General features: G+C 53.2%; 25 protein-coding genes and 1 tRNA gene. 23 read left to right on the plus strand and 3 right to left on the minus strand.

Translation table 11 applies throughout. The features are described 5' to 3' along the window. The 23 genes from gpM (at window position 1) to VGM55_RS04500 (ending at window position 17143) form a co-directional block, all read left to right on the plus strand. Window positions 1-657, plus strand: a complete 657-nt coding sequence (gpM, locus tag VGM55_RS04390; protein WP_331634701.1) for a phage terminase small subunit — start codon at window positions 1-3, stop codon at window positions 655-657. A 93-nt stretch (window positions 658-750) separates the two neighbouring features. Then, the gene (locus VGM55_RS04395; protein WP_331634702.1) at window positions 751-1272 is read left to right on the plus strand and encodes a head completion/stabilization protein; all 522 of its coding nucleotides are present in this window, start codon (window positions 751-753) and stop codon (window positions 1270-1272) included. Then, window positions 1272-1475 carry a tail protein X gene (locus tag VGM55_RS04400; protein ID WP_049211534.1) on the plus strand — a complete coding sequence of 68 codons (204 nt, stop codon included), beginning with the start codon at window positions 1272-1274 and terminating at the stop codon, window positions 1473-1475. Before VGM55_RS04395 ends, VGM55_RS04400 begins: the two co-directional genes overlap by 1 nt. Before the next feature lie 24 nt (window positions 1476-1499). Continuing rightward, on the plus strand, window positions 1500-1766 hold the full coding sequence (locus VGM55_RS04405) for a phage holin (RefSeq protein WP_112362405.1): 267 nt from the start codon (window positions 1500-1502) through the stop codon (window positions 1764-1766). Then, on the plus strand, window positions 1766-2251 hold the full coding sequence (locus VGM55_RS04410; RefSeq protein ID WP_315986456.1) for a lysozyme: 486 nt from the start codon (window positions 1766-1768) through the stop codon (window positions 2249-2251). Before VGM55_RS04405 ends, VGM55_RS04410 begins: the two co-directional genes overlap by 1 nt. Then, on the plus strand, window positions 2248-2685 hold the full coding sequence (locus VGM55_RS04415) for a lysis protein (RefSeq protein WP_331634704.1): 438 nt from the start codon (window positions 2248-2250) through the stop codon (window positions 2683-2685). The genes VGM55_RS04410 and VGM55_RS04415 overlap by 4 nt, the downstream gene beginning before the upstream one ends. Before the next feature lie 8 nt (window positions 2686-2693). Then, complete coding sequence (locus tag VGM55_RS04420) at window positions 2694-3161, plus strand: phage tail protein (RefSeq protein ID WP_331634705.1); 468 nt, start codon at window positions 2694-2696, stop codon at window positions 3159-3161. After that, entirely contained in the window at window positions 3149-3604 is a 456-nt protein-coding gene (locus tag VGM55_RS04425; protein ID WP_331634706.1) for a phage virion morphogenesis protein, read from the plus strand. The genes VGM55_RS04420 and VGM55_RS04425 overlap by 13 nt, the downstream gene beginning before the upstream one ends. 95 nt (window positions 3605-3699) lie before the next feature. Next, window positions 3700-4338, plus strand: a complete 639-nt coding sequence (locus VGM55_RS04430) for a phage baseplate assembly protein V (RefSeq protein ID WP_331634707.1) — start codon at window positions 3700-3702, stop codon at window positions 4336-4338. Further along, window positions 4335-4682, plus strand: coding sequence for a GPW/gp25 family protein (locus tag VGM55_RS04435; protein WP_331634708.1), 348 nt, complete (start codon window positions 4335-4337; stop codon window positions 4680-4682). The genes VGM55_RS04430 and VGM55_RS04435 overlap by 4 nt, the downstream gene beginning before the upstream one ends. Continuing rightward, window positions 4682-5590, plus strand: coding sequence for a baseplate assembly protein (locus tag VGM55_RS04440; protein WP_331634710.1), 909 nt, complete (start codon window positions 4682-4684; stop codon window positions 5588-5590). Before VGM55_RS04435 ends, VGM55_RS04440 begins: the two co-directional genes overlap by 1 nt. Next, on the plus strand, window positions 5583-6182 hold the full coding sequence (locus tag VGM55_RS04445; RefSeq protein WP_331634711.1) for a phage tail protein I: 600 nt from the start codon (window positions 5583-5585) through the stop codon (window positions 6180-6182). The genes VGM55_RS04440 and VGM55_RS04445 overlap by 8 nt, the downstream gene beginning before the upstream one ends. A 1-nt stretch (window position 6183) precedes the next feature. Then, entirely contained in the window at window positions 6184-7911 is a 1728-nt protein-coding gene (locus tag VGM55_RS04450; RefSeq protein ID WP_331634713.1) for an SGNH/GDSL hydrolase family protein, read from the plus strand. Window positions 7912-7921: 10 nt separating this feature from the next. After that, entirely contained in the window at window positions 7922-8692 is a 771-nt protein-coding gene (locus VGM55_RS04455; protein WP_331634714.1) for a hypothetical protein, read from the plus strand. A 45-nt stretch (window positions 8693-8737) separates the two neighbouring features. Further along, window positions 8738-9913, plus strand: a complete 1176-nt coding sequence (locus VGM55_RS04460) for a phage tail protein (protein WP_331634715.1) — start codon at window positions 8738-8740, stop codon at window positions 9911-9913. Between the two features lie 195 nt (window positions 9914-10108). Then, the gene (locus tag VGM55_RS04465; protein ID WP_331634716.1) at window positions 10109-11281 is read left to right on the plus strand and encodes a phage tail sheath protein; all 1173 of its coding nucleotides are present in this window, start codon (window positions 10109-10111) and stop codon (window positions 11279-11281) included. A 10-nt stretch (window positions 11282-11291) separates the two neighbouring features. Next, a complete protein-coding gene (locus VGM55_RS04470; protein ID WP_099062525.1) occupies window positions 11292-11807 on the plus strand; it encodes a phage major tail tube protein in 516 nt (171 codons plus the stop codon). A gap of 75 nt (window positions 11808-11882) precedes the next feature. Next, on the plus strand, window positions 11883-12236 hold the full coding sequence (locus VGM55_RS04475; protein ID WP_331634718.1) for a phage tail assembly protein: 354 nt from the start codon (window positions 11883-11885) through the stop codon (window positions 12234-12236). A gap of 11 nt (window positions 12237-12247) precedes the next feature. Beyond that, window positions 12248-12370, plus strand: coding sequence for a GpE family phage tail protein (locus VGM55_RS04480; RefSeq protein WP_075205621.1), 123 nt, complete (start codon window positions 12248-12250; stop codon window positions 12368-12370). After that, window positions 12363-15284 carry a phage tail tape measure protein gene (locus VGM55_RS04485; RefSeq protein ID WP_331634719.1) on the plus strand — a complete coding sequence of 974 codons (2922 nt, stop codon included), beginning with the start codon at window positions 12363-12365 and terminating at the stop codon, window positions 15282-15284. Before VGM55_RS04480 ends, VGM55_RS04485 begins: the two co-directional genes overlap by 8 nt. Window positions 15285-15295: 11 nt before the next feature. Beyond that, window positions 15296-15760, plus strand: coding sequence for a phage tail protein (locus tag VGM55_RS04490; protein ID WP_128864216.1), 465 nt, complete (start codon window positions 15296-15298; stop codon window positions 15758-15760). Next, window positions 15757-16848, plus strand: coding sequence for a phage late control D family protein (locus VGM55_RS04495; protein WP_331634721.1), 1092 nt, complete (start codon window positions 15757-15759; stop codon window positions 16846-16848). Before VGM55_RS04490 ends, VGM55_RS04495 begins: the two co-directional genes overlap by 4 nt. 73 nt (window positions 16849-16921) lie before the next feature. Then, the gene (locus VGM55_RS04500; RefSeq protein WP_331634723.1) at window positions 16922-17143 is read left to right on the plus strand and encodes an ogr/Delta-like zinc finger family protein; all 222 of its coding nucleotides are present in this window, start codon (window positions 16922-16924) and stop codon (window positions 17141-17143) included. A 53-nt stretch (window positions 17144-17196) separates the two neighbouring features. Here the strand turns inward: VGM55_RS04500 and VGM55_RS04505 are convergent, their stop codons facing one another. The 3 genes from VGM55_RS04505 to VGM55_RS04515 all read right to left on the minus strand — a co-directional run bounded on the left by VGM55_RS04505 (window position 17197) and on the right by VGM55_RS04515 (window position 18110). Beyond that, window positions 17197-17490 carry a helix-turn-helix domain-containing protein gene (locus VGM55_RS04505; RefSeq protein WP_049211491.1) on the minus strand — a complete coding sequence of 98 codons (294 nt, stop codon included), beginning with the start codon at window positions 17488-17490 and terminating at the stop codon, window positions 17197-17199. A 2-nt stretch (window positions 17491-17492) separates the two neighbouring features. Further along, the gene (locus tag VGM55_RS04510; RefSeq protein WP_331634724.1) at window positions 17493-17804 is read right to left on the minus strand and encodes a type II toxin-antitoxin system RelE/ParE family toxin; all 312 of its coding nucleotides are present in this window, start codon (window positions 17802-17804) and stop codon (window positions 17493-17495) included. Window positions 17805-18024: 220 nt separating this feature from the next. Further along, window positions 18025-18110, minus strand: a tRNA-Leu gene (locus tag VGM55_RS04515). Between the last annotated feature and the right edge of the window lie 46 nt (window positions 18111-18156).

Below are 18156 nucleotides of genomic sequence, written 5' to 3' on the forward strand. Positions count from 1 at the left end.
ATGACCAGTCCGGCACGCAGACATAAGCAATTCGTTGCCGCACAACAGTCCACCTCACTCAGTGAGGCGGCCAGCCTGAGCCACTTGGGCAACTATGACCTGCTGCTGTTCAAGATGCAGCAGGACTTGGCCAGGCTGAGCGGTGTTGAGTCCCACGACACCAAGGCGGAACTGAAACGCAACATGATCCCCACGTACATGCCGTGGGTGGCCGGTGTGCTGCAAAGTGATGCTGGCAGGCAGGATGCCATTCTGATGCGCGTGCTGGTCTGGTTGCTGGACGTGGGCGACATGGAAACCGCGCTGAATATCGGCGAATACGCTCTCAAGCATGATTTGGTCGCCCCGGACGGTTTCGAGCGTTCTACCGGTTGCCTGATTGCCGAAGAGTTGGCCGCCGCCGCACAACGCAGCATGACGGCCAATAAGCCGCTGGATACCGCGCAGTTACTCCGCGCTCAGCAGTTGCTCACAGGACAGGATATGCCGGACAAGGTCAAAGCCCGGTTGTATAAATTTGCCGGGTATGCCCTGCGTCAAGACGGTGACAACGTACTTGCCCTGGACACGCTGAAAAAAGCCCTGCTGAAAGATGAAAATTCCGGTGTTAAATCTGACATTAAGCAACTGGAAAAACAAATCAAAGCAGTTAGTTAACGAATCGCCCCCGGCGAGGGCGGCACGGGAGCCGCGACAGGTTTTAACCGCATCAACGCTCCCGTCCACCGCCCGACTCACAGAGAAAAAACCATGGTCAGCATAGCGATTGAACCCGCACCGGGCGACCAGAAACCCGGCAACAATTTGGAAATTGATGTAACGCCTACCCCCGCGCCTCCTGTCAGCACGGTGATCAAAAACACGGATTTTTGGCCGGATATCGACCTGAAACAATACCGGGAAGATATGCGCCAGGACGGGACGATCACACAGCCACGCCTGCTGGAAGCCGCCCGCAATGCCATCAATGAAGTTAACGATCGCCTGGCCAACTGGCGAAAACAGCAGCAAAGCGCGGGTTATAGCGCGCTGGATCAGGTTCCTGCCGACCGTCTGGATGATGAGAGCACCCGCGTACAGCTTTACCGCCGTGCGGTGTTTTGTCTGACGCAGGCCAGTCTTACCGAGCGCTTTCGCAGTTTTGACGCCACCCATTCAGGCAACAAACGGGCCGAATCTTTGGAGCCAACCGTTGACGACCTGCGCCGCGATGCGGATTGGGCCATTAATGATTGCCAGTCGCTGCCGCGCATGACGGTTGAGTTGATCTGATGAAAGTCTATGCGCACCAGGGCGACACCGTTGATGCACTGTGCCAGCGCTATTACGGCAAAACACAGGGTGTTACCGAGCAGGTATTGCTGAGCAATCCGGGCCTGGCCGATCGGGGGCCAATTCTGCCCCACGGTTGCCCGGTAGACATGCCGGATATCATTCAGGCCGCATCGGTGCAAACCCTTCAATTATGGGATTAACCCCCTGCGGGCGGGAGGTGGAGAATGAAAATTATGACGGAAAAACTTGCCGCCGGTATTAACTACTGCATTGCCGGCGGACTCTGCACCGGCGGTCTGGTCGACTGGTTCCGCCATGTGGACTGGAATCAGGTTGCGGTGATCGGCGGTTTTATCCTGGGCCTGATCACTTATCTCACGCAGACCTATTTCGACTGGCGGCGTACCAAAGCCTATGAAAAAGGGGTTAGCGCCGGGATCATCACCGAGCCGCCGGTAAAACGCCGCCTTTTCCGTAAGGAGGCCGAATAATGGCGATGTCATCCACCTTGCGCAAAAGTTTGCTTGGCGCTGCCGGTACCGGCGCGCTGGCCATCGCCACGTTAATGATCCCCGAACTGGAAGGCGTCAGGCTTGAACCCTATCGCGACGTCGCGGGCGTGTTGACGGTCTGCTACGGTCACACCGGGGCCGATATTATCCCCGGCAAACGCTACAGCCTTGCGCAATGCAAAGCCATGCTGGATAAAGACCTGATCCCCTTTTCCCGTTCGGTTGAGCGGTCGGTAAAGGTTCCGGCGACGGAGTACCAAAAAGCCGCGCTGATCAGTTTCAGCTACAACGTGGGCGTTTACGCTTTTGAGCATTCTTCATTGCTGCGCAAGCTGAACGCAGGCGACGCAGCCGGCGCGTGTGCTGGCCTTCGCCAGTGGATTTACGCCGGCGGCAAACCGTGGAAAGGCCTGATGAACCGCCGCGATATAGAGCATGAAGTCTGTACCTGGGGGCAAAAATGACCCGTCTGATTGCTGTCATCGTCCTGATCCTGTTCTGCCTGCTGGCCTTTCTGTTCTACAGCAATCAGGGGCTGCGCCAGGTGCGCGACACATTGCAGGATGCCAACGGTAAGCTGACCCGCCAGATTGATTGGCAAAACAAGACGCAGCGCGCTGTTGCTGCCATTGACGAAAACCGAAGCCGGGAATTAACCGATGCGAAAAGTAAAATTGATGATTTGCAGCGTGATGTTGACGATGGCCGTCGCCGGTTGCGGCTCAGCGCCACATGCCCAACCACCGCCGCCGCCAGCCTGGCTGATGCAGGCGGCCCCCGACTTACTGACGCCGCTCAACGGGATTATTACACCCTCAGAAAGCGAATCGAAACCGCCCACAGCCAAATAACCGGCCTGCAAGACTACATCCGCAGCGTCTGCCTGACACAACAGTAGGAGGGATCATGTTAAAACCGGACTCACTTCGCGCGGCCCTGAGCGGTTCCGTAAAGTATGTGAAGCAAAACCCCGATTGCCTGCACATTTTTATCGATAAAGGGGTGATTTATTCCACCCTGGCCCCGTCGCTGTCTTTCGAATATCAGTACGCGCTGAACCTTATCGTGACCAGCTATGCCGATGACGCCAATCTGTTGATCGTGCCTATCCTGCATTGGTTGCGTACCCATCAGCCCGACATCATGGCCAACCCGGATAAACGCGGCGATGGGTTCACCTTTGAAGCCGATTTTCTGAATAATGCCGCGCGGGATATCAGCATTGATCTGAAATTGACCGAACGCGTGATCGTCAGCGAGGACAACGGTAAGCTGAACGTCAGGCATGTGGATGAACCACCACCGCCGCCGAGCGATCTCAGTAGTTATGAGGTCTGGATGGAAGGCCGCAAGGTGGCAGAATGGGCAGCTTAAACGACTTTCAGGCACTGGACGAAACGCTATCCGTATTGCTCCAGCAGCTTTCCCCGCAATCGCGCCAGGTATTTACCCGCCAGGTGGCCAAAGAGCTGCGCCAGCGCCAGCAAAAACACATCCAGGAACAGAAGAACCCGGACGGTTCGCCGTACATACCGCGCAAAAACAAGCGGCAAGATAAGCACGGACGCATCCGCCGCAAGATGTTTACCCGACTGCGCACAGCACGTTTTATGAAAACCGAATCCAACACCGATGAAGCCGCTGTGACGTTTGCCGCCGGTGTGACTAATTTATCCGTCGTGCACCATTATGGCCTGCGGGATAAAGTCAGCCCAGACGGCCCCACAGTGCGTTATGCACGCCGACAGTTGTTGGGCTTCACCGATGCCGACCTTGAATGGATTAAGGATCTGGCACTGACACACATCGCCAGGTAGTTGCCCCGCCTTACTGACCACACCACCGCCTTGTGCCATCGCTGGCACAAAGCACACAAAATGCCCCACGCGCCCGCACGCGGCACACTGGCAGCATGAAAGCATCCATCGCCGAACTAAAACGCCTCCTGGCTAACATTGTGCGCATTGGCACCGTCTCCGAAGTGGATACGGCCAAAGGCTTATGCCGAGTGAAGATCGGGAAAAATGAGACCGACTGGCTAAACTGGTTGACGCTACGCGCCGGGCGGGTGCGCTTTTGGTCTGCACCGTCGGTTGGCGAACAGGTGATCGTGCTGAGCATCTTCGGTGAACTGACCACAGGTTTTGTTCTGCCGGGCATATTTTCGGATCAGTACCCTGGCGCCTCATCATCCCCCGATGCTGTTCGTCTGGATTTCCCTGACGGCGCGGTTATTGAGTACGAGCCTGAAAACGGCACGCTGACGGCAAAGGGCATGAAGTACGCCGATATTCAGGCATCTGAAAAAATTAGCGCCACCGCCAACGTCGTGATGGTGACGGCCAGCAAGATGATCACCCTGGATGCGCCCGTAGTGGAATGCACCAATAAGTTGATTGCCGGTTCCCTGTTGCTCAAATACGGCGGCGAAATGTACGGAAATATCACCCACACCGGCGGCAGCTTTAATTCCAACGGCGTGATCATCCACATCCATTATCACGGCAACGTGCAGAACGGTGGCGGTAACACCGGGGGGCCAGCATCATGATGTATCTCGGCATGAACCGTAACGATGGCCAGGCTATCAGCGAGATCGAACACATCCGCCAGTCGGTCAGCGATATTTTGATCACACCTGTCGGTAGTCGTGTCATGCGTCGTGAATACGGTTCGCAGCTATCGACCCTGATTGACCAGCCTCAAAACCCCGCGTTGAAACTCCAGATGATGGCCGCCATTTATGGCGCGGTTCTGCGCTGGGAAACCCGCATTTCCCTCACTGCAATCAATCTCGCTTCCAGCGTTGACGGGGAAATGGTGGTTGATTTGGTCGGCAACCGGACGGACACCGCCGGGCGTATCCAGTTCTCATTACCTGTCAGGGGGCAATAATGGCCACCATTGATCTGAGCCAACTCCCCCGCCCCAATGTCATTGAAGCATTGGATTTTGAGACGCTATTTTCCGAACGAAAAGAGCGGTTAATCAGCCTGTATCCCGAAGAAGAACGGGAGGCGGTACGCCGTACATTGAGTTTTGAATCAGAGCCGATCGTAAAAGTCCTGCAAGAATCTGCCTATCGGGAAGTGTTGCTGCGCCAGCGTGTCAACGAAGCCGCACAGGCGGTCATGGTGGCCTACGCTATTGGCTCTGACCTTGAACAGCTTGGTGCAAACAACAACACGCCACGATTAACGATCGTCCCGGCAGATGACGAAGCTATCCCGCCAGTTGAGGAAGTGAAGGAGTCAGACGCCGATTACCGCCAGCGCATCCCGGCGGCCTTTGAAGGGATGAGCGTCGCTGGCCCGACTGGGGCGTATGAGTTTCATGCACAAAGCGCTGACGGCAAAGTTGCGGATGCCTCGGCAATCAGCCCAGCCCCGGCAGAAGTCACAATCAGCGTATTGTCTCGCGATGGGGACGGCACCGCATCACCGGAACTGCTGGCTACCGTCAGCGCCGCCTTGAATGACGAGGCAGTCCGCCCGGTAGCCGATCGGCTGACCGTACAATCCGCCCAGATCGTCAATTACCAGATCGATGCCACGCTGTACGTTTACCCCGGCCCGGCAATCGAACCCATTATGGCAGATGCTGAACTGCGCCTTAAAAACTACATCAACGAGCAACGCCGGCTAGGCCGCGATATTCGCCTGTCGGCCATCTATGCGGCGCTGCATACCCAGGGCGTGCAACGCGTTGAACTGGCGGCCCCCTTGGCTGACGTGGTGTTAGACCGCACCCAGGCGGCCAACTGTACCGATTACCGCATCCGGATCGGCGGTTCCGATGAATAGCCTGTTGCCGTCCGGTTCGACCCCGCTTGAACGACGCGCGGCAGAAGCCTGCGCCGGCATCAGCGATCTAAATACCCCACTGCGTGACCTGTGGAACCCTGACCGTTGCCCGGTCAAGTTTCTGCCCTATCTGGCCTGGGCATTTTCGGTCGATCGCTGGGATGAGAAATGGACGCCGGCGGAAAAGCGCAAAGCGGTCAAAGACGCCTTTTATATACATCGCCGCAAGGGAACAATCGCCGCCATCCGGCGCGTGATTGAGGCGATGGGCTATTCAATGTCAATCGCGGAATGGTGGCAAGTCGCCGACCCGCGCGGCACGTTCCGTCTCACTATCGACGTGAACGAGGTCGGGATCACGGAGGAAATTGTCCGTGAGCTTGAACGGTTGATAGGAGATGCCAGACCCGTTAGCCGACACATTGCACAACTGAGTATCGCGACGAAGGTCAGCGGCTTTATTTATTCAGCGTTTAACAGCCATGATGGCGACATTATTACGGTTTACCCCACAGGGTATGAGCCACGATTAAATATTAAATACAATGGTCTGCCAAGTTATGGCGGACGTTATCGCTATGCTGGGGAATAACATGACGAGACTTAGTGAATACGCTCGCTGGGAAGATGAGGTTTATCAAATCAAGCGTGATGATGAAGTGTCTGGAGGCCGTGACGGCATTGCAAATATACAACCGTTGCAGTTGGCTAATCGCACCTCATATCTTCGGCAGGAAGTTGATGTAACTCAGTCAATGGTTATGGCTGAAATGCGCGTTTATGACTCAAAAGAACAAGCACAAAACGCCATCGAAGCCGGAGCGGAAAAAAGGCGTTATTTCCCGGTTAAAGGCGTCGGCATGGCATGGGCTGAACGTTTTGAAAATATCAATGGTGTAGCAACACCGACAGGGGAGCGAATGCCCAACATGGCTTATGTTGAAGATATTGAAAAAAGAATTCCTAAAGTGGACGCACAGCTTGCTGGCCGTATTCCTTTAATCGCCATAAATGATGAAGTTGTGCTGTGGCTTGTTGATGGCAGGCTGGAGTCATTATTCCTCGGTGATAATTTAATTAGTAGTCTTGGGCCGCGGACACTAGTTATCAATGAAGATTTTAACCTGGCTGATGATGGGAGAATACCTTTAATCCAGGTTGGCGACGATGTTATAGCCTGGCTGGAAAATGGACGTTTTTGCACAATGGATCTGCAATTGGAAGGCCCTGACGCATTAAGCCCGCAGACCACGAAAACATTTTTGCCAACCTACAGCAGCGGTGCTTCACTTTTTCGCTGGAAAGCCAAATGCGCAGTGTTGGAAAATGGCGGGAATGTGACGGCGAAAATAGCCTTTACCGGTGATAGCTGGACAGATTTCAGTACCATCCCCCAACAATTTGCCAACGCATTGTATGCCAAATATGGCAAGTCATCCGACGGCTGGGCCAGCGTTGCAGGCAATAATGCCCAGCGGAAAATGTACATGAACGGCATGGGGCTAACCCGCAGCGCGGGGTGGGTAAATTGGGGGATTGGAAGCCCAGAAACGACACCGCCTCCGTTCGGTGGCGGCCCTGACGGCTACTGTATGCATACAAATCTGTCGACCTGTTCAGCCACGTTGAGCGGTGCGGAAGGTACGCAAATTGATATTTACCACCGCGATTCGGGCACATTTCGTTATCGCGTCGATGGCGGCGCATGGAACGTGGTAACAACCAATGAAACGCCAGCAACGGTTAAAACGGCGATCGCCGGACTTTCTGACGGTAAACACACCCTCGATATTGACACTTTGGGTAATACGTCAGAAGTAGCGTTCTATGCATTTCGCCCCCACAGCCCGTCGAAAAAGGGAGTTGAGGTGTTGAAGATTGGGCATGCTGGTGCGCGAGGTCTCCACTACATATATCAGGTTAGCCCATATATTAAACCCTATGCCACCGACCTGGATCCGGATGTTGTGGTGATAATTCTGGGGACGAATGACTACCGGTATGCAAACAGCAATACGGCAAACTATATCGATGGGATTGCTTCGATCATTAATGCCTATAGGGCCGCGCATGCTGATGTGGGGATTATTTTGGTTGCACCGGCAGACACTGACGGTTATCAGGTAAGTGCCCCGCTAACAGCGTTTATCACCGCTGCGCGCAAATTTGCCGTGCAAAACGGCGTCGAGTTTATTGATTTGCACACGATGATGCCGAAATGGTCTGTTGGGCGTGAACTTGGGATGTGGGAAGACTCATTACATATGAGCACCGCTGGCGCACAATTCTTATTTAACATCGTTAAAGACAAACTGCTCTAAGGGGACACTGATGTTTTCTACACTTAAATTAGTCGGGCCTTCACAGGCACAATATGGTTTTCCAAAAATGGGAAGCTTTATCGACCAAACACCAGAATTGCCTATAGTAGATCAGTTGGCCGGGCTTTATTACCTTCATGACGGGCCAAATAAACTAAAAAACTATGCGGACAATACCAAGCCATTAAAAATGATTGGTAGTCCAAATACTGCTATTAATTTCTCATGGGCAAATCTGGCTAATCACTATGATACAGGGCTAATTATTCCTAAAGACTGGACAGCAATTGTTATTTCTTCCATCGGTAATAACAAAACAACCGATGGCGGTCTTGATCTCTCAAACTATGGTAACGACGGGGAAATATTATCCGGGGATAGCGTTGGGGCGAACAACACCGGCTCGAACATAACGTTGTATGCGAACGTTAAAAATGGCAATGACCTTTCTGTGAAATCGGTGAACGTATCATATCCCGCTGAAACACAATTCCAGGTCTATGCCAGTGTATTTAATGACCATCCGGCCTATAAAAAAATCAATGCGGTGACAGGTGAAATAACATCTGCGTTCGTTGATATGACGGATCGTACCCGCGTTGTTTCGCCAGCGCGCACACTGAAAATTGGCGGGCATTATCGCCCTGGTATTCTCACGGGACTTCGCCGAATTTCTCTTGTGGCAGTATTTTTTAAAGTGTTATCAGACGATGAGATAAAACAAAATGCTGATTATCTGCGTCTGAAATGGTGCCCAGGTGCCGGCGTGATCTTGTCCTGAGCTAGGCGGGAATAGCGAACATGAAACAGCATTGTGAGGTACGGCGTGGATAGCAGAAAATTTATTGTAGTAACAACCCACCTTGGCAACAGTAAGCTGGCTGCGGCCGCCGTATCCGGTACGCCAGTCAACATTACCATGATGGCTGTAGGTGATGGGAACGGTCAGCAATCACGGCCTTCCCCGGAACAAACGGAACTGAACAACGAACAGTTTCGGGCACCATTAAATCGCCTGTCAATTTCAGATCAGGCCGCCAACGTCATCGAAGCTGAAATGATAATGCCGCCGCAAATTGGCGGATTTTGGTTGCGCGAGGTGGCGTTACTTGACGATGAAGGGGAATTGATTGCGTTGGGTAACATGCCTGACACCTATAAGCCATTGCTTGCCGAAGGTTCCGGGCGTTTTCAGATCATCAGAATGCAGCTACAGGTCAGTAGTACCGAAGATGTGAATATGCTTGTTGACCCATCCGTTGTGCTCGCAACGGCAGAAACGGTAAAGGCCGCAGAGGATGCAGCCAAAGACTATGCCGATGAGCAGATTTCCGAGCATGAGCAATCGCGCCAACACCCTGACGCTACCCTGACAGAAAAGGGGTTTACTCAGTTAAGCAGTGCCACGGACAGCGATAGCGAAGAACTGGCCGCCACGCCGGCAGCTATCAAAGCTGCAATCAAAGAAGCAATCGAAGCAGCGGTGAGACAGGCATGGGAGCTGGACAACCCAGTTGGAACTTCTCGTCTGTTCAACCAAAACCTGAACCCCAACGAACGTTGGCCGTGGTCACGGTGGGAATATGCCGGCGAGCACCTGACAATCAGAACGGCGAAACAGGACGGCTCCGATGTTAGCACCCTGGGTGGCAGCGATACGGTAACAATTGCGCGTGCCAATCTGCCGGCGGAAGAAATCAACATTTCAGGAACAGCACAAGATACCGACCTTGGGACTAAACGCACTACCCTTGGTGGTAAGCACGTTCACCACGGAGTGCCGCAACGTAATAGTAAATATGAGTTAGGTGGTAATAACCGTGTGTTCTTCGACCCATACGCAGAAGGTGATACAGATGAAGCCGGCGAACACGATCACGAAATGGCGCTAGGCCCGCATGGCCATAATGTCTCTGGTAAAACTGACGTTCTGGGCCAAGGCCAGGCGGTCAGCATCGTTGAGCGGCATAAGATGCAAATGCTATGGCATCGTGTGGCATAAGCCCCGATCGGGGCTTTCATTTTTCAGTAAACGCGGTCATTGTTATCAAAGGTAGCCTTTTGCTGGTGAACACCGCCAATCGGCTATCTAATCCCTACCGCCCACCTTGTGCCACCCATCACACAAAGCCCACCACATGCATTAACCGCCCGCCGCAGACACCATAGGGGAACACCGTTACAGGAGATCCACCTAATGGCTCAAGACTACCACCACGGCGTGCGCGTGCAGGAAATCAACGAAGGCACCCGCACTATCACCACCGTCAGCACGGCTATTGTTGGGCTGGTCTGTACCGGTGATGACGCCGACGCGAAAACCTTCCCGTTAAACACGCCCATATTGCTCACCGACGTATTGACCGCAAGCGGTAAAGCCGGCGAGTCAGGCACCTTGGCCCGCTCACTGGACGCTATCGGCGACCAGACAAAGCCCGTTACCGTGGTTGTGCGTGTTGCTCAGGGCGACACCGAAGCAGAAACAACCACCAACATCATCGGCGGCGTGACCACCGAGGGTAAAAAAACCGGCATGAAAGCCCTGTTGGCTGCACAAAGCCAGCTTGGCGTAAAGCCCCGCATTCTGGGTGTACCTGGTCATGATAATGAGGCTGTAGCCTCCGAATTACTGGCTATCGCGCAAAGCCTTCGCGGCTTCGCGTACCTGAGCGCCTACGGCTGTAAAACCGTTACAGAAGCCATCGATTACCGTAAAAATTTCAGCCAGCGTGAAGCCATGCTGATCTGGCCAGACTTCCTGAGTTGGGATAGCGTGACCAACGCATCGGCAACAGCCTACGCCACGGCCCGCGCGTTGGGTTTACGCGCCAAGATTGATGAGCAGACCGGCTGGCACAAAACCCTGTCAAACGTCGGCGTCAATGGCGTGACCGGCATCAGCGCCGACGTATATTGGGATTTGCAGGATACGGCCACCGACGCCAATCTGCTGAACCAGAACGACGTCACCACCCTGATCCGCAAAGATGGATTCCGATTCTGGGGTTCCCGCACCTGCTCAGATGATCCGCTGTTCCAGTTTGAGAACTACACCCGCACCGCGCAGGTATTGGCTGACACAATGGCCGAAGCGCAAATGTGGGCCGTTGATCAGCCGATGCACCCTTCCCTTGCCAAAGACATTATCGAAGGCATTAAGGCCAAATTCCGTGAGCTGAAATCCGGCGGCTACATTATTGATGGCGATTGCTGGATGGATGATGCCGCCAACGATAAAGACACGCTGAAAGCGGGCAAGCTGATCCTGGACTACAACTACACGCCCGTGCCGCCGCTTGAAAATCTGCTGCTGCGCCAACGTATCACCGACCAATATCTGATGAATTTTACTCAGAACGTGAACAGCTAAGGGGGACGCGATGGCCTTACCACGCAAACTGAAATTCCTGAACTTGTTCAACGACGCCAACAACTATCAGGGCGTCGTTGAAGAAATCACCTTGCCGAAGCTGACGCGAAAGCTTGAACAGTATCGCGGCGGTGGCATGAACGGCAGCGCCGGCGTTGATCTGGGGATCGATGATAGTGCGCTGGACGCAGAAATCACCCTCGGCGGTATTGAGGCCCAGCTTTATAAGCAGTGGGGGATCGCCAAGGTTGATGGCGTACTGCTGCGTTTTGTCGGCTCTTTCCAGCGCGATGACACCGGCGAGATTGTCGCTGTGGAAGTGGTCATGCGTGGTCGTTTTTCAGAGTTTGACTTCGGCAACTACAAACAGGGCGACAACACGCAAACCAAACTCAGCGCCAAAAATACCTATTACAAGCTGACGATGGACGGCGCTGTCCTGCTTGAAATCGACGTGGTGAACATGATCGAAATCGTGGATGGCGTCGACCGCCTGGCAGAACACCGCCGCGCTATCGGCTTGTAACCGCCCCACCTGCTTGCACAGATGTTGCCATGGCCCCGGTGGGGCCAGTAAACCAGACAAAATGAAGGTTAAACAATGAAAAACGATAAATCAGTAAGTGTTGAAATCAATGATGGCCAGGGCGATGCAGTTACTGATCTGCTGAACAAGCCGGTGATCCTGGACGTTCCTGTCCAGCGCGGCACCACACAGATCACCGAAGTGACCGTCAACAAACCAAGCGCCGGTGCATTGCGTGGCACCCGTTTGCAGGCGCTGATTGAAACTGACGTCAATTCACTGATCACCGTGTTGCCGCGTATCACTTCCCCGGCCCTGACGGCTAACGAAGTCTCCAACCTGGATCCGGCAGACCTGTATCAGTTGTCTCAAGCGCTGGCGCTTTTTTTCTTACCGAATTCGGTCAGATCCGATTTCCTGAACAGCTAACCATTGAAGACCTGACGGCGGACATTGCCGCCGTCTTCCATTGGCCACCAACCGTAACCGATCTGATGCCGCTGGCCGAACTGTTGGAATGGCGGCACAAAGCCATTATCCGCAGTGGGGCAAGTGATGAGTGACAAAAATCTCCGATTGCAGGTTTTACTGAGTGCGGTCGATAAAATCACCCGCCCGTTCAAATCCATGCAGGCCAGCAACAAAGCGTTGGCCGCATCTGTTAAAGCCACAAAAGACCAGTTAAAACAGCTTGATACTCAAGCCGGGAAAATTGACGGTTTCCGCAAGACAAAGACCCAGGTAGCCGCCGCCGCACAAGCACTAAGCATGGCACGCGAAAAAGCGCGCGATCTGGCTGTAGCATTGAAATCCACAGACGGCCCGACCGCCAAGCAGGCCCGCCAATTTCAAAAAGCCAGGGAAGAAGCGGCCAAACTTCAACAGAAATTCGCTGATTTACGGCTTTCACTGCAAAACCAGCGTACCGCCCTGCAAAATAGCGGCGTGGCAACAAATCGATTGGGTGAGGCTCAGCGCTCTCTGCGGTCAAACATCACCGGGGTAACGGGCGCATTAGCTGCACAGCAAAAACGGCTAGACCAACAGGCCCAGCAGCAAAAGCGGCTTAATGCCGCGCGTCACCAGTTTGATGAAAGCAATCAGCGTAAAGTAATGGCCGCCGGTGTGGGCTATACGTCAATGGCCACCGGGCGCGCCATGGGCCGTGGATTGGTGGATGCCCTGCATGTGGGCTATGACTTCGATGCGATGATGAGTAAAACCCAGGCAGTGACCCGCATCCCAACCAAAGCCGATCCGCAAATGCAGTCATTACGGCACCAGGCGCGAACCTTGCCGCTATCGTCAAAATTCACCGATCTCCAGGTGGCCGAGGGGCAATATTTCCTTGGCAGAACCGGCTATTCACCCCAGCAGGTTTTAAAAGCGATGCCAGGGATGTTGAATCTGGCCGCTGCCGGTGACATTGACCTTGGCACCACTGCCGATATTGCGTCAAACATCCAAACGGCCATGGGGATCCCTGCGGAAAAAATGGACAGGGTAGCCGACGTGCTAACCGCCCTGTTTACCCGGAATAACGTGGATATCCCCATGCTGGGTGAATCGCTGAAATATTCCGCTGGTGTGGGGCGTGAATACGGGCAAAGTCTGGAAACCGTATCCGCTGCCACAGCCATCATGGGTAATGCCGGTATTCAGGGGAGCCAGGCGGGTACGGCGATGCGTGCTATTCTGAGCCGTATCGGTAACAGCGCCACGGTTAAAAAGCTGGGTGTAACCACCAAAGATAAAGACGGCAACATGCGTGATCTGGTCGATATCCTAAAAGACATCGACAAAAAAACGTCAAAAATGGGGAACGTCGATCGCGGTAAGATTTTTAAAGACATTGCCGGCATGTATGCAGTCACCGGATTTGGTGAACTGATGCGGGCAGTGGCGGACGGTAAACTGCAACAAATGCGCGGTGCGCCGGGTGAGTATGACGGTGAGGCTAAGCGGGTTTCCAATACCATGCTGGATAACATGAAAGGCGACATGACGATGTTACATGCCGCTCTGGAAAATATCAGCGTTGAGTTATTTGAGAAAAACGACGCCTGGCTGCGCAAAACAGCAAAAGGCATCAGCAACTTTTTACACGGTGTCGCGGAGTTCCTGAAAGAACATCCGAAAGTCAGCGCCGCTATCGTCAAGATTGGCGCAGCCGCTGCCATTTCAACCACCGTTTTCGGTACGCTGGCCATTGCCGTTGTCGGTCTGTTAGGGCCGTTCGCTCTGCTCCGATTCAGTACGCGCATGCTCGGGATCCGTCTGCTGCCCAATCTGTCACTCAGCATGCTGAAATTTGCCAGCACCACTCCGCTCACAAAAAAACAGGTTGTAGGCTTTAGCCAAAAACTTCTGGATGCGGGTAAAAATGCGCTGACCTTTTCCAAACAGCTTCTTGGCGGCGCTGGCCGCGCTGTCGTGTCTTTTGCATCATCGCCGCTACAGACGGCAACTAAAGGAATTAAGGGCATTGGACGCGTCTTTACCTGGCTGGCTACGTCCCCGTTGCGGTTCCTGCGTTTTGCCCTGGGCGGTCTGGGGAGCATGTTCGGTATTTTGGTTAGCCCACTTGGGTTAATTGCTGCTGCCGTCGTCGGCGCGGGCCTGTTGATTTATAAATACTGGAAGCCCATCAAAGCATTCCTGGGCGGCGTGGTTGACGGTTTCAAAACTGCGGCGGCCCCCATTAAAGACGCCTTTGCGCCGCTGATGCCAGTATTCACCTGGATTGGGGACAAGGTTAAGGCCTTGTGGGGCTGGTTTACCGACCTGCTAACACCGGTAAAGTCGACCAAAAAAGACTTGGATAGCGCGGCATCAGCGGGGAAAAAATTCGGTGAGTTTCTGGCGGCCGGAATTGAATTAGCCCTTACCCCGCTGAAATTACTCATAGAATCAATTAAGTGGGTGCTGGGTAAACTGGATGAAGTTAAAACCAAGTCAGAAAAAACGCGCATCTTAGCGCAGACGAACCCCGCCGTTGCCGATGCGGCCCGCCGCGCTGGCGTAACAATGACACCGGCACCGCAGGGTAATTCTGCTGATGCCATACGCCGTCGTTACACCGGTGAACACGACAGCGGCGGCAGGATCCCCTTGGGGAAATTTGGCGTAGTGGGCGAGTATGGCCCGGAAATTGTCAACGGGCCGGCTAATGTCACCAGTCGTAAGAATACCGCCGCCATGGCGGCAGTAGCCGCGTTATTTATGGGTGGCCCTGCTACCGCCGCGGACGCCCCCTTGCATCCCTACACCCTGCCAGGGAGTCAGTACCCGCGCGGAGTCACTTCATCACATCACCAGGGCGGCGCTACTTACATCGACATTCACGCCCCTATTCAGATTATCGCTCAGGCCCACCACAACCCCCAGGACATTGCGCGGGAAGTCGCGCGACAACTGGATGCACGGGAACGGCAAGCAAGATCCAGGGCGAACAGCAGTTTTAACGATATCGAGTGAGGACGATCATTATGATGATGGCACTAGGCATGTTTGTATTCATGTTGCAAACCGTTCCATACCAGGAGTTTCAACACCAGATGGCGTGGCGTCATCCGACCAATAGCCGCGTCGGGCTTCGCCCACAAAGCCAGTTCCTGGGGCCGGATGATGAAACCATCACACTGAGCGGCGTTTTGCTGCCGGCATTAACCGGGGGTAGAGTTTCCCTGATGGCTATCCAATTAATGGCGGAAACTGGCAAGGCCTGGTCATTGATTGAGGGGAGCGGCGCAATACATGGCATGTTCGTGATCGAAAGCCTGAGCCGCACCAAAACTGTATTCTTTGCGGATGGCTCCGCCCGTCGTATTGAGTTCACTATCACGCTCAAGCGCACGGATGAAGGGTTAAAAGACATGTTCGGCGATTTGTCTCAGCAATTTGAAGACCTGGCCGAGCAAGTTTCCGATACCGTCGGCGGATTCCTGTCATGAGCCTGATCGATACGTTGGACAAACTCGGTGGCGATAATACCCCGGCTTACTCGCTTACAATTGAGGGTATCGACATCACCGGAAAGGTGAGAGAGAAATTAATCAGCCTGACGCTAACGGATAACCGAGGTTTTGAAGCTGACCAGATCAATATTGAACTGGACGATAGCGAAGGCAATTTAAAGCTGCCCCGCCGTGGCGTAAGCCTGGCTGTTGCACTCGGCTGGAAAGATACCGGGGTGATCGATAAAGGAACGTTTGTCGTTGATGAAATTGGGCATGCTGGCACGCCTGACGTATTGACCATAACAGCCCGAAGTGCTGATTTTCGGCAAACATTGAATGTACAACGCGATGCCTCTTACCATAAAAAAACCATAGGGGATATTGTCAAAACCATTGCCAGCCGTAATAAGTTGGCCGCAGTCATCAATAAGAATGTGGCAGACATTCAGATCGGACATATCGACCAAACCACCGAGTCGGACGGGAGTTTTATCACACGCCTGGCAAAAGAGAATGGTGCGGTAGCCGCAATAAAAAATGGCAATCTGTTGTTTTTCAAGCAGGGACAGAATATGACCGCCGGAGGAAAGTCGATTCCGGCAATCATCATTAATCGCCAGTCGGGTGACAACCATCAATTCACGCTAACCGATCGGGGAGCCTATACCGGCGTTGTGGCCAACTGGCTGAATACCCGCACTGCAAAAAGCGAACAGGTTAAGGTTAAACGCCGCAGGGTTAAGAAACCCGCACCAGTCGATGAAAAACAGGGAGAATACCTGATTGGCAGTGATGAAAATGTGTTAGTTCTGCGCCATACCTACGCATCAAAATATAATGCACAGCGAGCAGCAAAGGCGAATTGGGAACGCATTCAGCGTGGTGTTGCCACTTTTTCTATTCAACTCGCGCATGGGCGCGCAGACATTTACCCGGAAGCGCCGGTCACTGTTTCAGGTTTCAAAAAAGAAATTGATGAGGCCAATTGGACGTTGGTTAAGGTGACTCATTCGTTGAATAACAGCGGTTTTACTACCGCCCTCGATTTAGAGGTCAAGATTGACGATCTGGAAATGGAATGATGCAAAACAGGAATAATTGTGCATAATTATTAGCAGTACTGACCATAGTCAGGGCATGACGGAGTACCCCGCCATGATGCATTGCCCGCTTTGCGGCCAGGCCGCACACACCAGATCATCAAGCTATATCACCACTACAACTAAAGAACGTTACAACCAATGTACCAACATCAATTGCGGTTGCACGTTCGTTAGCCATGAGACATTTACCCGCGTCATTTCAAAACCACATAACGTTGATCCCGTCCCACCTCACCCGCAAAGCGGCGGACAAGCCGCGCTGGTATTTGGTTAAATACACAAACAAAAACGCCCGCATATGCGGGCGTTAATTCGTAATCAATAAAGTCACTTAATAGATAGCGCAGGCAGGACATGCTGCGGATCTCGCTCAATCGCACGCAGCAACGCTTTGGCCGGGCCGGTAGGTTCACGTCTACCCTGCTCCCAATTTTTAAGCGTACCAACGCTGACGGAAATCAGAGCCGCAAACACCGGTTGCGACAACCCGGTAGCCTGGCGAATATGCTTAACCTGCACCGCGCTGACCTGAAACTCACGGGAAGGCGCACGCTCCCCGTCAATAATTTCATTCATTTGTGTCATGCTTTCTTTCAAACGACCGAACAGTTTAGCGTCCATTATTACCACCTCTCATTCAATGCGCGAAGGGCGCGTTTTTCATCCGCAGACAAATCATCTTTGATGCCCTTTTTGTAGATCACCAACAGTCGGATCTGAGATTCGGACAACTTATAATAATAAATGACCCGCACACCACCACGCTTACCTTTACCGCCGCTAGCCCAACGAACCTTACGTAATCCGCCAGTTTCTTTGATCACATCACCTGCGGTTGGGTTCTCGGCAAGATGAAGCTGAAACGCTCGATACTCTTCATCATTGAGTAGCGTCAGAACATCCTCTGTAAAAATCGGGGTTTCTATAAATATCATCTTATATGCGTCAGTGGCGTATACCGTAAGCACATATTACCACTGGAGCGGTGTAAGTCAATGGCGTATGGTTAGATGTTTAATCGGGAAGGGATGAAAATCTTTGCTGCCATCATGCTGCCATTTTGCTGCCACTTGGCATTTTTCAGGCACAAAAAAACCGCCTTCCGGCGGTCACGACATTACTGCTTATTGCTTGTTATTCTTGAAGTTATTTTCCTGGTACCCGGGGCGGGACTTGAACCCGCACAGCCATAAGCCGAGGGATTTTAAATCCCTTGTGTCTACCGATTTCACCACCCGGGCTCGGGAAAATTGGAGGCGCGTTCCGGAGTCGAACCGGACTAGACGG

This window comes from Cedecea sp., assembly GCF_036500665.1.
GTDB lineage: Bacteria > Pseudomonadota > Gammaproteobacteria > Enterobacterales > Enterobacteriaceae > Cedecea.

What these genes read in the sequence shown, in the direction of transcription:
- gpM (WP_331634701.1), top strand. Translation starts at nt 1, where the DNA reads ATGACCAGTCCGGCACGCAGACATAAGCAATTCGTTGCCGCACAACAG.
- VGM55_RS04495 (WP_331634721.1), top strand. Translation starts at nt 15,757, where the DNA reads ATGAGCCTGATCGATACGTTGGACAAACTCGGTGGCGATAATACCCCG.
- VGM55_RS04450 (WP_331634713.1), top strand. Translation starts at nt 6,184, where the DNA reads ATGACGAGACTTAGTGAATACGCTCGCTGGGAAGATGAGGTTTATCAA.
- VGM55_RS04470 (WP_099062525.1), top strand. Translation starts at nt 11,292, where the DNA reads ATGGCCTTACCACGCAAACTGAAATTCCTGAACTTGTTCAACGACGCC.
- VGM55_RS04395 (WP_331634702.1), top strand. Translation starts at nt 751, where the DNA reads ATGGTCAGCATAGCGATTGAACCCGCACCGGGCGACCAGAAACCCGGC.
- VGM55_RS04485 (WP_331634719.1), top strand. Translation starts at nt 12,363, where the DNA reads ATGAGTGACAAAAATCTCCGATTGCAGGTTTTACTGAGTGCGGTCGAT.
- VGM55_RS04435 (WP_331634708.1), top strand. Translation starts at nt 4,335, where the DNA reads ATGATGTATCTCGGCATGAACCGTAACGATGGCCAGGCTATCAGCGAG.
- VGM55_RS04490 (WP_128864216.1), top strand. Translation starts at nt 15,296, where the DNA reads ATGATGATGGCACTAGGCATGTTTGTATTCATGTTGCAAACCGTTCCA.
- VGM55_RS04400 (WP_049211534.1), top strand. Translation starts at nt 1,272, where the DNA reads ATGAAAGTCTATGCGCACCAGGGCGACACCGTTGATGCACTGTGCCAG.
- VGM55_RS04475 (WP_331634718.1), top strand. Translation starts at nt 11,883, where the DNA reads ATGAAAAACGATAAATCAGTAAGTGTTGAAATCAATGATGGCCAGGGC.
- VGM55_RS04415 (WP_331634704.1), top strand. Translation starts at nt 2,248, where the DNA reads ATGACCCGTCTGATTGCTGTCATCGTCCTGATCCTGTTCTGCCTGCTG.
- VGM55_RS04505 (WP_049211491.1), bottom strand. Translation starts at nt 17,490, where the DNA reads ATGGACGCTAAACTGTTCGGTCGTTTGAAAGAAAGCATGACACAAATG.
- VGM55_RS04430 (WP_331634707.1), top strand. Translation starts at nt 3,700, where the DNA reads ATGAAAGCATCCATCGCCGAACTAAAACGCCTCCTGGCTAACATTGTG.
- VGM55_RS04445 (WP_331634711.1), top strand. Translation starts at nt 5,583, where the DNA reads ATGAATAGCCTGTTGCCGTCCGGTTCGACCCCGCTTGAACGACGCGCG.
- VGM55_RS04405 (WP_112362405.1), top strand. Translation starts at nt 1,500, where the DNA reads ATGAAAATTATGACGGAAAAACTTGCCGCCGGTATTAACTACTGCATT.
- VGM55_RS04500 (WP_331634723.1), top strand. Translation starts at nt 16,922, where the DNA reads ATGATGCATTGCCCGCTTTGCGGCCAGGCCGCACACACCAGATCATCA.
- VGM55_RS04455 (WP_331634714.1), top strand. Translation starts at nt 7,922, where the DNA reads ATGTTTTCTACACTTAAATTAGTCGGGCCTTCACAGGCACAATATGGT.
- VGM55_RS04420 (WP_331634705.1), top strand. Translation starts at nt 2,694, where the DNA reads ATGTTAAAACCGGACTCACTTCGCGCGGCCCTGAGCGGTTCCGTAAAG.
- VGM55_RS04440 (WP_331634710.1), top strand. Translation starts at nt 4,682, where the DNA reads ATGGCCACCATTGATCTGAGCCAACTCCCCCGCCCCAATGTCATTGAA.
- VGM55_RS04410 (WP_315986456.1), top strand. Translation starts at nt 1,766, where the DNA reads ATGGCGATGTCATCCACCTTGCGCAAAAGTTTGCTTGGCGCTGCCGGT.
- VGM55_RS04510 (WP_331634724.1), bottom strand. Translation starts at nt 17,804, where the DNA reads ATGATATTTATAGAAACCCCGATTTTTACAGAGGATGTTCTGACGCTA.
- VGM55_RS04425 (WP_331634706.1), top strand. Translation starts at nt 3,149, where the DNA reads ATGGGCAGCTTAAACGACTTTCAGGCACTGGACGAAACGCTATCCGTA.
- VGM55_RS04465 (WP_331634716.1), top strand. Translation starts at nt 10,109, where the DNA reads ATGGCTCAAGACTACCACCACGGCGTGCGCGTGCAGGAAATCAACGAA.